Here is a 13,843-nt window from a genome sequence, read left to right on the forward strand (position 1 = left end):
CGACACTAGCCGGTGGCTAGCAGGCCCGCGGTGGCGGCGGCGGTCGCGGCCACCGCCGACACCAGACCCGTCAGCACGAACCGGCGCATGGGCACCTTCACCTCATGGGTGCGGCAGAACTCCAGGCACAGCAGGGTGGCCAGCGAGGCCCACGGCGTCACGATCGGGCCGATATTCGTCCCGATCAGCAAGGCCAGCAACTGATTCCGCTCCCCGTGCGGGATCACCGCCTCGCCGGCCGTGTACGCGGGCAGGTTGTTCACGAGATTGGACAGGCCCGCGCCCGCGCCCGCCGCCCGGAACGCGCCCAGCGCGCTCGAATCATCCCCGATGAGGCGATCCATCACACTCGACAGCCCGTGCGCGGACAGCGTGGGCACGACCAGGAACAGCCCGGAGACGAAGACCACTAGCTGCCAGGGGAACAGCGAGAACCGCAGCGCCGCGCGGTCGTAGCGCGCGAACGCCGCCACCGCGATGGCCGCGGCCACCGTGGCCGCGATCGCTATCCGATCCCCCACGAACGGAATCGCCAGCACGAACAGCACGCACGCGCCCCCGGACGCGTACAGCAGCACCCGCTCGCGCATATCCGCCGGTCGAATCGGCTCCGGCACCACATACCGCTCGACCCCGCGCTGCGACCTGCGCCAATACCACCACCACAGGCACACCATGGTCATGGCGATCGAAAGCAGTTGCGGCAGCCACATTCTCGCCGCGAACCCGGTCGCGTCCAGCGCCACCCGGTCGGCCGCCAGCAGATTGGTCAGATTCGACACCGGCAGCAGCAAACCGGCCGTATTCGCCAGCCACAGCGTCGTCATGGCCAGCGGCAGCGGCGGAATCCGCGCGGGCACCGCCAGCGCGAGCATGACGGGCGTCCGCAATACCGCCGTGGTGTCCAGGTTCAGGACGGTCGTGGTGGTAGCCGCGAACAACACGCAGAGCAGGAACAATCCGGCATAGTTCCCGCCCGCGACGATCGCCAGCCGATGCGCGATCACATCGAACACCTTCGCCCGCCGCGCCAGATTCGCCAGCACGGTCACACTGCCCAGGAACAACAGCAGCGGCGCGATCCGCCGCATATTCGCCGCCGCATCCGCCCGCGGCAGCAATCCGGTTGCCACACAGAGCAACCCGACCACCAGCAGACCGATCCGCACCGTGTCCAGGACGCTGAGCCGCCAGCGCAGGACGATACGAGCCCGAGCGGAGGACGGGCCGGACTCCTGCTCTTCGGGCATTGGGAAATCTTCGCATGCTCGGGCGGGTCACGGGATACTGGACGGCGTGACGCTGTGGGGTGGGCGGGCGGCGCGGGTGCTCTTCACGAGTTATTCGCCGGCCGATGAACGGTGGGCTATCTGGCTGGCCTGGCAGCTGGAGCATGAGGAGGGCCGGTACCGAACGGTCTTATCGTCTTGGGATTTCGATCCGGGGACGAATTACGGGGACTTCATGCATCGGGGGGTGCGGGAGGCCGATCTGGTGGTGGCGATGCTGACGCAGAACTATGTGTCCTCGCGGCACGCCAATCAAGAGTGGCAGTCCGCCTTGGATGTGGATCCGGGGAAGCTGCTGGCCATTCGGGTCAGTGACTGTTCGCTGGAGTGGCTGCCCTCCGGGGTCGGGTGCCTGGATCTGCTCGGTATCGGGGATGCGGGCGAGGTGCGGCGGCTGGTGCTGGACCGGGTCGAGCGCATGCTCTCGGAGCAGCGGCCGACTGCCCCGGCCGCTGGCCTTCAGCCCCGACGGCGGCACCGTGGCCATCGGCTGCGATTCCGGCAGCGTGGTGGTCTACGGCGCCGATACCGGCCGGACGCTGCGCACCCTGCACGGCCATCGGGACCGCACCTTCGCGGTGGCCTACACCGAGAAGGTGCTGGTCACCGGTTCGGCCGACGGCACCGTGCGGATCTGGGACGCCGCCAGCGGCGCGATCCGAAAAGTGCTGTCCGGACACGAGCGCTGGCCGTGGCCGCTCGAAACCGATACCGCGGGAACACTGCTCGCGACCGGTGACGCGGCGGGCACGCTGCGGCTGTGGGCGCTCCCCGACGGCGAGCAGGTGCACGAGTTCCCGCCGCCGGGCGGGGTGCCGCAACGCGTCTACAGCATCGCCTTCCACCGCGATCGGGTGGCCGCCGTGTATCACGATGGCGCGGTGCGGATCTGGCAGCTCGCCACCGGCGCCGAGGTCGGCGGCTTCCAGGGCGCGGCCGGGCCGGTCCGGCGCGTCTGCTGGGATCCGATGGGCGCCCTGCTGGCGGCCGGGGGCGCGGACGCCGCCCTGGGCCTGTGGGATCCGGTGTCTTCAGCCCGGCCGCTCCGACGCAGCTGGTGACCGTCGGCAATGCCGGGCGGCTGCGGGTTTTCGATATCGAGGCGGACACCGCGGAACGCGATATCACCGTCGATTCCGCCCCGGTCTGGGCCATCGCCTACGACCCCACCGCCCGCTTCATCGCCACCGCCAATGACGACGACACCGTCACCCTGTGGACCCGCGAGACCGGCGGCGAGCACGCGGTCTGCGCCGAGCATCGGGGGCGGGTGCGCTCCATCGCCTTCGACGCGACCGGCGCGCGCATGGCCACCGGCTGCGACGACGGCCATGTCCGGATCTGGTCGGTGGAATCCGGCGAGCTGGTCCGGACCCTGTCCGATCCGGATTATCGGGGCGGCCCGGGCGGTCATCGCGTCTACGGGGTGGTCTTCCACGACGAGCGGCTGGCCAGCATCTCCTGGGACGGCACGGTCCGCATCTGGAGTCTGGCGGGCGGCCCGCCGCTGCACCGGCTGGACCTGCATCGCGGGCGGCTGTGGTGCGTGGCCGTGGATCCGGGGTCGGGTCTGCTGGCCACGGCGGGCGACGATCTGGTGATCCGGCTGTGGGACGTCACCACCAGCAGGCACCTGCACACCCTGCACGGGCATCGAAACCGGGTGCGCTCGTTGACCTTCGACCCCGCCGGGCGGCTGCTGGCCAGTGGCGGCAACGACGGCTCGATCATGCTGTGGTCCCTGGCGGAACCAGGTACGGCGCCCCGCCTGCGCGCCACCCTGCTCGGGCTGCCCGAGGGCTGGGTGGCGTTCACGCCGGACGGCCGCTACAAGACCGAGGGGCTGACCGCGGGCCAGTTCTGGCACGTGATCGGCATGTGCCGCTTCGAACCCGGTGAACTGGACCCGTATCTGGCCGAGATCTGCCAGATCGAGCCGGACGAGCCCCTGTGATGGGTGGCGGCACACCGCAATTCAATTGTTAGCTGGAGTAACAATCATCACGACGACAGGGGGAATAGACTCGCAGGATGGCAGGTAAGGCTTGCCGACACGCATGCAAACTGTGCGTGAAAAACCGCCCCGCCGGTGCTCCCCTGCTGGCCGTACCGGTCGGTGCACGCTAGGTTTCCGAGGGTGGCAGTGAGTCTGTTGGGGAAGGCCGGCCGCGCACCGGCCGCACAGGAATCAGGTTTCGCCGCGCATCAGGCCGGAGTCGATCGGCTGCTGGCCTCGTACCGGGCCATCCCGCCCGATGCGAACGTCCGCCTGGCCAAGAAGACCTCGAATCTCTTCCGGGCTCGGGCGCGCACCACCGCGCCGGGCCTCGACGTCTCGGGATTGACGCAGGTCATCGCCGTGGACCCGAAGGCCCGCACGGCCGACGTGGCGGGCATGACCACCTACGAGGACCTGGTCGCCACCACCCTGCCCTACGGGCTGGCGCCGCTGGTGGTGCCGCAGTTGAAGACCATCACCCTGGGCGGCGCGGTCACCGGGCTGGGCATCGAGTCCACTTCCTTCCGCAACGGTCTGCCGCACGAATCGGTGCTGGAGATCGACGTGCTCACCGGGGCCGGGGAGATCATCACCGCGACCCGGGACGGCGAGCACGCCGATCTGTTCCGCGGATTCCCGAATTCGTACGGCACACTGGGGTATTCGACGCGGCTCAAGATCGAGTTGGAAAAGGTTCAGCCCTTTGTCGCGCTGCGGCACATCAGGTTTCACGACCTGCGGGAACTGGAAGCCGCCATGGTCGCGATCATCGCGGACCGCGCCTGGGACGGCGAACCGGTCGACTACCTCGACGGCGTGGTCTTCACCGCCGACGAGAGCTACCTGGTGCTGGGCCGCCAGACCGACGAGCCCGGCCCGGTCGGCGACTACACCGGCCAGGACATCTTCTACCGTTCCATCCAGCACGACGCGAAGCAGCCCAAGCGGGATCGGCTGACCATTCACGACTACCTGTGGCGCTGGGACACCGACTGGTTCTGGTGCTCACGGGCTTTCGGAGCGCAGAACCCGAAGATCCGGCGTTTCTGGCCCCAGCGGTACCGGCGCTCGAGCTTCTACTGGAAGCTCATCGCGCTGGATCACAAATACGCGATCGGCGACAAGATCGAAGCGCGGCACGGGAATCCGCCGCGCGAGCGGGTGGTGCAGGACATCGAGGTCCCCATCGAGCACACCGCGGATTTCGTGGAGTGGTTCCTGCGCGAGATCCCGATCGAGCCGATCTGGCTGTGCCCGTTGCGATTGCGGGACGGCGAGGGCGAACGCCCCTGGCCGCTGTATCCGCTGGAGCCCGGCCGCACCTACGTCAATCTTGGCTTCTGGTCGGCGGTTCCGACCGTGCCGGGACAGCCCGAGGGCGCGGCCAACCGCGCCATCGAGCGCAAAGTGTCCGAACTGGACGGTCACAAATCCCTGTATTCGGACGCCTACTACGACCAGGATGAGTTCGCCGCCCTCTACTACGGCGGCAGCACCTACTCCTCCCTCAAGAAACGCTACGACCCGGATTCTCGTCTACTGGATCTGTATTCGAAGGCGGTGCAACGCAAGTGACCACATTCAAGGATCGTTCCGAGGTGTTCGCGGAGCTCGGAACCAAACTCAGCATTGCCGAGATCTTCGAGACCCTGCTCGACGGCCCCGTGCCCATCCGGCTGAGCTGTTACGACGGCAGCACCGCCGGACCGCAGGACTCGGAGTTCGGGCTCGAGATCCTGACCCCGCGCGGGGTCAACTACATCGCCACCGCGCCGGGCGATCTCGGCATGGCCCGGGCCTACATCTCCGGCGATCTGGCCGTCACCGGCGTCGCCCTGGGCGACCCCTACGAGCTGCTGAAGGCCATGGCGGGCATGACGTTCCGCCGCCCCACCGCCATGCAGCTGGTCGTCATCGCCCGCTCGCTGGGCTGGGAGCTGCTCAAGCCGGTCGCCCCGCCGCCGCAGGAGGCCATGCCGCGCTGGCGGCGCATCGCCCTGGAAGGGCTGCGGCACAGCAAGACTCGCGACGCCGAGGCCATCCACCACCACTACGACGTCTCCAATACGTTCTACGAGTACGTGCTGGGCCCGTCCATGACCTACACCTGCGCGACCTACGAGGATCCGGCCTGGACCCTGGAAGAGGCCCAGGAGAACAAGTACCGCCTGGTCTTCGAGAAGCTGAATCTGAAGCCCGGCGACCGGCTGCTCGATATCGGCTGCGGCTGGGGCGGCATGGTGCGCTACGCCGCCAAGCAGGGTGTCAAGGTCATCGGCGCGACCCTGTCGGCCGAGCAGGCCGAGTGGGCACAGGCCAAGATCGCCGAGGAGGGCCTGTCCGACCTCGCCGAGGTGCGCCACTCCGACTACCGCGACGTGCGCGAGGGCGACTTCGACGCGGTGTCCTCCATCGGGCTCACCGAACACATCGGCGTGCACAACTACCCGGCCTACTTCGAGTTCATCAAATCGAAGCTGAAGGTCGGCGGGCTGTTCCTGAACCACTCCATCACCCGGCCGGACAACACCCGGATCACCAAGGCGGGCGACTTCATCGACCGCTACGTCTTCCCCGACGGTGAGCTGGCCGGCTCGGGCCGCATCATCACCGAGGTCCAGAACGTGGGTCTCGAGGTGCTGCACGAGGAGAACCTGCGCCAGCACTACGCGCTCACCCTCGCCGAGTGGTGCGACAACCTGGTGAAGAACTGGGACGCGGCCGTGGCCGAGGTCGGCGAGGGCACCGCCAAGGTGTGGGGGCTGTACATGGCGGGCTGTCAGCTCGGGTTCGAACGGAATGTGGTGCAGCTGCACCAGATTCTGGGCGTCAAGCTCGGTGCCGATCAAGTCTGGACGGCACCGCTGCGCCCGTGGTGGAAGGCATAACAACTCTCGTAGCTCTCAGGGGTTCCCCCTGAAACCCCCGAGGCCCACAACCGGAATGCCCAATCTGGCTGTCAGCCACGGGAATGAGGAGGTGAAGGCCGCAGCGGCGAACTGCCAGGTGTGCCCACCGACGGTGGTGTACACCGTGCAGTCGATGCCGACCTTGCGGCCCTCATCGCACAGCTGCCCGGCCGCGCCCTCCTCGTCGGTGTCCATGACGCCGTCGCGGCCGCCTTTGCCGATCCGTTCCTCGGCCACCTTCGGCTGGCCGGGATAGCGATTCTGCTGCCGGCCATTGGCATTGGCGTCATTGCCGTTGCTATTGCGCTTGGGCGCGGTCAGGTCGTCGAAGAGGCCGACGACATCGGTGTACGGCCCGTGCTGCGCCATCACCGTCTGCGGGTCGAATTGCGCCCAGGCGTCGGCGTTTCCGCCGTAGAGGCGCTTGATGGTCTGCTCCTTGGTGCCCGCCGTCGGCCCCAGGTCACCGGCGATATCGACGAAGGTGCCGAACTGCTCCGGGTGCATGACGGCCAGATCCACCGCGCAGGTGCCGCCCATGGACCAGCCGACCACGGCCCAGCGCGCCGGGTCCTTCGCCACCCCGAAGGCCGACTCCAGATAGGCCGGAACATCATTGACGAGGTGGTCGGCGGCATCACCGCGCGGGCCGTTCACGCACTCGGTGTCGTTGTTGAAGCTGCCCCCGGAGTCCACGAAGACCAGCACCGGTGTCACGCCATTGTTCTTCGCGGCGAAATCGTCCACGGCGGGCATGATCTGGCCGCTGCGCACCCAGTCCGCCGGGGTATTGAATTCGCCGCCGATCATCATGACCGTCGGCAGCGCGGGCGGCCGGTCGCCGGCGAACCAGGCGGGCGGCAGGTACACGTATTCGCTGCGATGGCGGAAGTCGCTGCCGGACTCCGGAATATCCACCTCGACGATCCGGCCGGAACCCACATCGGTATCGCGCAGCCCCGCCAGTTCGTCCTGATCCACCTGATGCGGCAGCGGATCGGCATTGGCCGCATCCCACGCCGCCTGCACCGTCGGGTAGTAGCCGACCCACTGATTGAGCACCACGCCCGTGTACAGCAGGGCCGCCGGCACGGCCAGGATCGCCGCCGTGCGCTGCCACCACGCCCCGGTCCACAGCCCGAGGATCGCGGCCGCCAGTCCGGCCCCCGTCGCACCCACGCAGGCCCACAGCAGCACCGGAGCCGGATCCGAGGCCAGCCCCTGATTGTCGGTGTAGGTCCACGCCGCCCAGGCTGCCGCGCCGCCCGCCGCCGCGCACACCGGCATCCACAGCAGCCACCACCGCCGGGTGAACCGCGCGAAAGCCAGCACCAGCAGCAGCACCGCCACGAATGCGGCCACCTGCGGCACCCACCCGTGCAGCAGTGAAATCCCGTGGTGGAAGCCCGGATACCCGGTCCGGGCCGCCGGGGCCCGCGGCGCGGGCGGCGGGCCGAGCGGCGGAGACTGCACCCCGAAGGGAAGCGACGGCATCGGCTCGCGGGGTGAGAACACGACGGCGATTGTCGCCGCTGTTCCTCGGGAAACGCTGTGAATCAGCTCCGCGAAGGCTGATCGACCGCGCTACAGCAGCGAGTCCAGGAACCGCCGCGGCACCTCCCGCCCTTCCACGTCCGCGCCCAGCGGCATCTCGTGCCGCAGTGTGCGCAGGATATTGAGCACGCCCGGCCCGGCATCCAGCAGCGGCCGCGACCAGCCCAGGGCCGCACAGCGAATCACCACCGGCGTCAGCACCGCGATGGATTCGCCCAGCCACCCCGAGACCGAGAGGCACTCAGCCAGCAGCAGCGCGGAGTCGAGTTCGGCGCGGGGCCGGTGCTGTTCGCGAATGCGTGAGTGCAGCGCCCGCGCCCGTTTGACGGCCGTGTCGTCGGTGCCCAGCGGAGCCAGATCGTCGGCGGCCCGGTCCTCGCCGCGGTAGTGGCGGGCCAGCAGCGCCCGAATGGTGGCGATCTCCTCGGCCTCGGCGGCCAGGGCGGCGGCGCCCGTGGCATGGCGCAGGGCGCGGACCGGGGGGTCGGTGACCAGTCCGGCGGTCAGCGGATCCGCGGGCAGGCCCAGCCGGAAACGCTCGGCGCGGACCTGGGCGGCCAGCCGGACGAGCTTGCGCTCGGCCGCGATTCGAGCGCCCTCGTCGAGCCGGGCGGCCGCGGTCTCCAGGTCGCCGCGCACCGCCTTCACCCGGGCGCCGCCCACGAAGATGGTGACCAGGAAGTCGACCGGACCGACCCGGGCGGTGAGTTCGTGGCTCTGGTCCAGCAGCCGCTCGGCCCGGTCCAGATCGCCGCGGCGGTAGGCCACCTCGCCCAGCAGCGCGGCCGCCACCCGCACCGAGTGCGATCGGGAGCCCGCGCGGTCGCGGGCGGTGCGCCAAGCCTGCTCGAAATACCCGGTGGCGGCGTCGATATCGAGCTGCTCGTAGGCGGCGTCACCCTGCGCGCACAGTCCGAAGACCTCGCCCAGCGGGTCGGCCGAGCGGGCGTGATACGGCGCGGCCCACTCCTGCATGCTGCGCGCGCCCTCGAAGTCGAAGTCGCACAGCCGCACGAACGAGGCCAGATTCGCGGCCGTGGACACCGTCCAGGGCGGCAGCTCGTCGGCCAGCTTCAGGCATTCGGCGATCGTGTCCAGCACCCCGTCGGTGCGATCCCGGGCCACCTGGTCGGCGGCGGCCAGCACAGCGGCCTGGCAGCGCTGGTGCACCGCCTCGGTGTCGTCGTTGGAACTGCGCGCCAGCATGTTCGACAACCGGCCCAGCGCGGTGCGCGCCGCGCCCGACTGCTGCAGGTTCACATTCGCCCGGGCTAGCGCCATCAGCAGCTTGGAACGCGAGGCCACCTGCTGCACCGGCAGTTTCGACACCGTCCCGAACAGCGTGGCCAGCCGGGAGCTGTCGATCAGGTCCATGCCGCCCTTCTCGACCAGATCCAGCGCGTAGTTCAGATCGGTGGCGGCCAGCGCGTGATCCACCGACTGGCGGATCAGATTGTGCGCGGCGAACCAGCGGGACGCCTTGCCGTGCAACTTCTTCAGCTGCCCGGCACGGTCCAGGCGGGCGCGCAGCTGCTCGGCCATGATCGGCTGCATGCGATACCAGCTCGGATCCTCGACGAGCCGGTGCACGAACAGCTCCCGCGCTTCGGCCTGATCCAGCAGCTCGGCGGCATCCTTCGCGCCGGTCAGCTCCTCGGCCAGGGAGGCGTTCACCCGCTCGGGAACCGCTATGGCACTGAGGAATTCGAGCATGCGCGGCTCGATGGTGTCGAACACGTTCTCGGTCAGGTACTCGCGGATCGCCTGGTTGTCGCCGGAGAGCCCGGCGATCAGCCGATCCACGTCGCCCTCCGCCGCGTCCCGCGCTACCCGGTTGCGCAACGACAGCCCGGCCAGCTGGATCGCCGCGGGCCAGCCGTCGGTGGCGGTGTGGATCTGCTCCACCTGGCGATCGCTGAGCGGCAGGCCCATGCGCTCGATGAGCATCTGCCGGGCCTCGGGCGCGGTCAGCCGCAACTGCGGGGACCCGATCTCCACCAGTTCGTCGGCCACCTGCAGGCGGCTCAACGGCAGCCCGGCCCGCTCCCGGCTGGTGATCACGAAACGCAAATGGTGCGAACAATTGTCGAGCAGCGACTCCATGGCCCGCTGCGCCCCGGCATCGGTGATGCGATGCCAGCCGTCCACCACCACGACCACCTCGTCGCCCGCGGCCTGCACCTCGTCGATGAGCGCCGACACCGCGTACGGCACCGCCTCGGCGGGCCGCTCCTCCAGCAGTTGCTCCAGCCCGGCGCCGATCTCCGGGCGCACCTTGCGGATGGCTGCGATGATGTGGGCCAGCAGCCACACCTCGTTGTCGTCGTCGCGGTCGATGCCGATCCAGGCCACCGCGACCCCGCGCGCGGTCAGCTCGGCGCACCACTGGGCGGCCAGGGTGCTCTTGCCGAATCCGGCCGGGCCGTGGATCACCGCCAGGCGGCGCGGCCCGCCCGCGCGCAGGATCTCCAGCAGCCGGGGACGCGGCACCGGCTCCCGCGCCGGGGTCGGCGGCCGGAATTTCGTGACGGCCGTGGGCGGCAAGGTATTTCCGGTGGGCAGCGCATGTCCGGTGGGCTGGGACCGGGTGCCCGGCGTTCCCATGGGTCGCAGCGTCAGCGACGGACTGCGCGGCGCGGTCACCACCGTATGCGTCCGCTGGCGCGTATACGCCTGCGTGGCAGCGGAATCCGAGCCCTCCCCGGCCTGCTCCTCGCCGTCCAGCAGCGCCATCTCGTCCGGCACGTGCCCGTGCTCGCCCTGCACGGTGCGCAACAGGTCGCCGAATTCCACGGCGCTGCCCGGCCGATCGCCCGGGTCCGGCGCCATGGCGGCCTCGATGGCCGCCGCCACATCTGGCGGAATATCCAGCTCCCGCGGGTCCGGAACCGGCTGGCTGGTAATGCGCAGGAACTGGGCGATGACCTTCTCCCCCGCCTGGCGTTCGTAGGCGGCGTGCCCGGTCAGCAGGGCGAACAGGGTGGAGCCCAGGCCGTAGATGTCGGAGCGCACCGTCGGCTCGTCGCCCTTGAGCACCTCGGGAGCGGTGAAGGCGGGCGAACCGGTGATCAGGCTGGTGGAGGTGCGGAAACCGCCTGGGATGCGGGCGATTCCGAAATCGGTGAGCTGCGGCTCGCCGTAGCGACTGAGCAGCACGTTGGCCGGTTTCACGTCCCGGTGCAGCACCTGCGCGCGATGCGCGGTCTCGATGGCCCCCGACAGTTTCACCCCGACCCGCAGCGAGTCCACCCAGGACAGCGGCCCGCTGTCGCGCACCACCTGTTCCAGCGATCCCCGTGTGGCATAGGGCATCACGATGAAGGGCCGCCCGCTCGGCGTCACGTCCACCTGCAGGATGTCGACGATATTCGGATGGCCCGACAACCGTCCCATGGCATGTTCCTCGCGCAGGAACCGCTCCAGGCCGTCCTCGTCTATCTCGGTGGACAGCACCTTGACCGCCACCACCCGATCCAGGGACCGCTGGGCACAGCGATACACCACCCCGAACCCGCCCCGCCCGATCTCCTCCGCGTCGAACAACCCCATCGCGTCGAGTTCATCGGTAATGGCGATGGGAAGGTATGCCTGCGTGGAGTTTTCGGGAGGGGTCTGCTCACTCCGCGAGCCCCCTGGGCGCGCCTGTGGGTTCATCTGGACCACCTCGAACTGCCACCGTCCAACCGGAACGAGCGCGTACCGAACGTACGGGCTGTTTCCGGTGTTCTACCCGCGCCTATTCCAACGTAGCGCGGACTCCGGCCACGTGTGCATGATTCCGCACCCTTGCGGGCCGCTCGCCCCACCCCGTTCATACCCCGTCTATCGCAAAGACCCGGGCCGCGATAACGCGACCCGGGTCCTCGATTTCAAAGCCTCAGCGGGGTGACCGCCTCCGGCCTACTTGCGCAGCGAGGCCGGAACCTCGAACCGGCTGCCGAACTTGGCGGCCAGCTCGTCGGCACGGGCCACGAAGGCCTCCTGGCCGCCCGGGTAGCCCACGATGAACTGGTGGGTGCCACCGGTCCAAGCCGGGAAGCCGATGCCGAAGATCGAGCCGATGTTGGCGTCGGCGGTCGAGGTCAGCACGTTCTCGTCGAAGCACTTCTGGGTCTCGATGGCCTCGGCGAACAGCATGCGGTCCTTGAGGTCCTGCAGGGTGACACCCTCGGGCAGCGCGGTGGAGGTCTTGAAGGTGGAGCGCAGCTCCGCCCACAGACCGGTCGCCTTGCCGTCGACGTAGTCGTAGAAGCCCGCGCCGCCGGCCTTGCCCTTGCGGTCGAACTCGCCCACCAGCTTGTCGAGGATCTGCGCGGTCGCGCCGGAGGCGGCGTCGATTTCGCCACCGGCGGCCACGATGGCCTCGGCGGTCTCCTTGTAGATCTTCTGCATGGTGGTGAAGTTCAGCTCGTCCGACAGCTTCAGCGGTGCCGCCGGGTAGCCCGCCTGCAGACCGGCCTGCTCGATGGTCTGCGGGTCGACGCCCTCACCGAGCATCATGATGGCTTCGTTGATGAACTTGCCGATCACGCGCGAGGTGTAGAAGCCGCGCGAGTCGTTCACCACGATCGGGGTCTTGCGGATGGCGAGGGTGTAGTCGTACACCCGGGCCAACGCCTCGTCGGAGGTCTTCTCGCCCTTGATGATCTCGACCAGCGGCATCTTGTCGACCGGCGAGAAGAAGTGGATGCCGATGAAGTCCTCGGCCCGCTTCACGCCATTGGCCAGCAGGGTGATGGGCAGGGTCGAGGTGTTGGAGCCGAGCAGCGCGTCGGCGTCCACGATGTCCTCGATCTCGCCGAAGACCTTGGCCTTGAGCTCCGGGTTCTCGAACACGGCCTCGATGACGAAGTCCACGCCCGCGAAGTCGGCCGCGTCGGCGGTCGGGGTGATGCGGTCCAGCAGGGTCTTGGACTTCTCCTCGGTGGTCTTGCCACGCGAGAGGGCCTTCTCCTCGAGCTTGACCGAGTAGTCCTTGCCGTGGTTGGCGGCCTCGATGGTGACGTCCTTGAGGACGACGTCGATGCCGGCCTTGGCGGTGACGTACGCGATGCCCGCGCCCATCATGCCCGCGCCGATCACGCCGACCTTCTTGATCTCACGCTTCGGCACGTCCTTGGGACGCGAACCGCCGTTGTTGATGTGCGACCGGTCGAAGAAGAACGCCTGGATCATGTTCTTGGCGACCGGGCCGGTCAGCAGGGACACGAAGTAGCGCGACTCGATCAGCGAGGCGTTGTCGAAGTCGACCTGGGCGCCCTCGACCGCGGCGGCCATGATGGCCTGCGGGGCCGGCATGTTCTGGCCCTTGAGCTGCTTGCGCAGGTTGGCCGGGAAGGCCGGGAGGTTGGCGGCCAGGGCCGGGCTGGACGGGGTGCCGCCCGGGATCTTGTAGCCCTTGACATCCCACGGCTGCACGCCGCCCTCGGGGTTGGCCTTGATCCACGCCTTGGCGGCCGGGACCAGCTCTTCCACGGAGGAGACGACCTCGTGGATGAGGCCGGTGGCCTTGGCCTTCTGCGCGTTGAACTTGTTGCCCTGCAGCAGAACACCCATCAGGCCGTTGGCGATGCCCAGCATGCGGGTGATGCGGGTGACGCCGCCACCGGCCGGGAGCAGGCCGAGGGAGACCTCGGGCAGACCCAGCTGCAGGCCCTTCACGTCGGCCGCGATGCGGTGGTGGGTGGCCAGGGTGATCTCCAGGCCGCCGCCCAGCGCCGCGCCGTTGATGGCCGAAACCACCGGCTTGCCAAGGGTTTCCAGGCGACGCAGGTCGCTCTTGATGAAGGTGAGCTCCTCCATGATGGCCGCGGCGTCCGCCTTGGTGGTCTGCATCATGTTCTTGAGGTCACCGCCGGCGAAGAAGGTCTTCTTCGCGGAGGTGATGACGACACCGGTGATGTCGTCCTTCTCGGCGACCAGGCGGTCCACGGTGGCCCGCATGGAGTCCTTGTAGAGCTGGTTCATGGTGTTGGCGCCCTGGTTCGGGTCGTCCATGGTCAGCACGACGATGCCGTCGGCGTCCTTTTCCCAGCCGATCATGTTCTCGGTCATAGTTTTTCGTGTCTCCCTTGAGAAAAGTCTCTGTCGAA

General features: G+C 68.8%; 8 protein-coding genes and 1 pseudogene. 5 read left to right on the forward strand and 4 right to left on the reverse strand.

Annotated features, from left to right (window positions below; translation table 11 throughout):
• Positions 1-5: 5 nt before the first annotated feature.
• Positions 6-1,250, reverse strand: coding sequence for an ArsB/NhaD family transporter (locus tag NS2_RS17945; RefSeq protein WP_147207221.1), 1,245 nt, complete (start codon positions 1,248-1,250; stop codon positions 6-8).
• 76 nt (positions 1,251-1,326) lie between these two features.
• On the opposite strand from NS2_RS17945, the pseudogene NS2_RS38470 reads away from it, so the two are divergent.
• The 5 genes and pseudogenes from NS2_RS38470 to NS2_RS17970 all read left to right on the forward strand — a co-directional run.
• Positions 1,327-1,644: pseudogene (locus tag NS2_RS38470) on the forward strand (toll/interleukin-1 receptor domain-containing protein); the annotation flags it as partial.
• Positions 1,645-1,768: 124 nt separating this feature from the next.
• Positions 1,769-2,350, forward strand: coding sequence for a WD40 repeat domain-containing protein (locus tag NS2_RS17955; RefSeq protein WP_033088641.1), 582 nt, complete (start codon positions 1,769-1,771; stop codon positions 2,348-2,350).
• The gene (locus NS2_RS17960; RefSeq protein ID WP_036548963.1) at positions 2,305-3,243 is read left to right on the forward strand and encodes a WD40 repeat domain-containing protein; all 939 of its coding nucleotides are present in this window, start codon (positions 2,305-2,307) and stop codon (positions 3,241-3,243) included. Before NS2_RS17955 ends, NS2_RS17960 begins: the two co-directional genes overlap by 46 nt.
• Positions 3,244-3,432: 189 nt before the next feature.
• Complete coding sequence (locus NS2_RS17965; protein WP_045438126.1) at positions 3,433-4,863, forward strand: FAD-binding oxidoreductase; 1,431 nt, start codon at positions 3,433-3,435, stop codon at positions 4,861-4,863.
• Complete coding sequence (locus NS2_RS17970) at positions 4,860-6,176, forward strand: class I SAM-dependent methyltransferase (protein ID WP_033088638.1); 1,317 nt, start codon at positions 4,860-4,862, stop codon at positions 6,174-6,176. The genes NS2_RS17965 and NS2_RS17970 overlap by 4 nt, the downstream gene beginning before the upstream one ends.
• Before the next feature lie 15 nt (positions 6,177-6,191).
• Here NS2_RS17970 and NS2_RS17975 read toward each other — a convergent pair whose 3' ends face one another.
• From NS2_RS17975 to NS2_RS17985, 3 genes are all read right to left on the reverse strand, one after another.
• Positions 6,192-7,691: an alpha/beta hydrolase gene (locus NS2_RS17975; protein ID WP_033088637.1), complete on the reverse strand. Its 1,500-nt coding sequence runs from the start codon at positions 7,689-7,691 to the stop codon at positions 6,192-6,194.
• A 90-nt stretch (positions 7,692-7,781) separates the two neighbouring features.
• Positions 7,782-11,300, reverse strand: a complete 3,519-nt coding sequence (locus tag NS2_RS17980) for a serine/threonine-protein kinase (RefSeq protein ID WP_261772290.1) — start codon at positions 11,298-11,300, stop codon at positions 7,782-7,784.
• Positions 11,301-11,651: 351 nt separating this feature from the next.
• Positions 11,652-13,805 carry a 3-hydroxyacyl-CoA dehydrogenase NAD-binding domain-containing protein gene (locus NS2_RS17985; protein ID WP_036548973.1) on the reverse strand — a complete coding sequence of 718 codons (2,154 nt, stop codon included), beginning with the start codon at positions 13,803-13,805 and terminating at the stop codon, positions 11,652-11,654.
• Positions 13,806-13,843: the final 38 nt, after the last annotated feature.

It is taken from the genome of Nocardia seriolae NBRC 15557, from assembly GCF_007990715.1.
GTDB classification, from domain to species: Bacteria; Actinomycetota; Actinomycetes; order Mycobacteriales; family Mycobacteriaceae; genus Nocardia; species Nocardia seriolae.

Coding starts and splice junctions, on each gene's coding strand:
- NS2_RS17945 (WP_147207221.1), bottom strand. CDS start 1,250: ATGCCCGAAGAGCAGGAGTCCGGCCCGTCCTCCGCTCGGGCTCGTATC.
- NS2_RS17975 (WP_033088637.1), bottom strand. CDS start 7,691: ATGCCGTCGCTTCCCTTCGGGGTGCAGTCTCCGCCGCTCGGCCCGCCG.
- NS2_RS17980 (WP_261772290.1), bottom strand. CDS start 11,300: ATGGGGTTGTTCGACGCGGAGGAGATCGGGCGGGGCGGGTTCGGGGTG.
- NS2_RS17985 (WP_036548973.1), bottom strand. CDS start 13,805: ATGACCGAGAACATGATCGGCTGGGAAAAGGACGCCGACGGCATCGTC.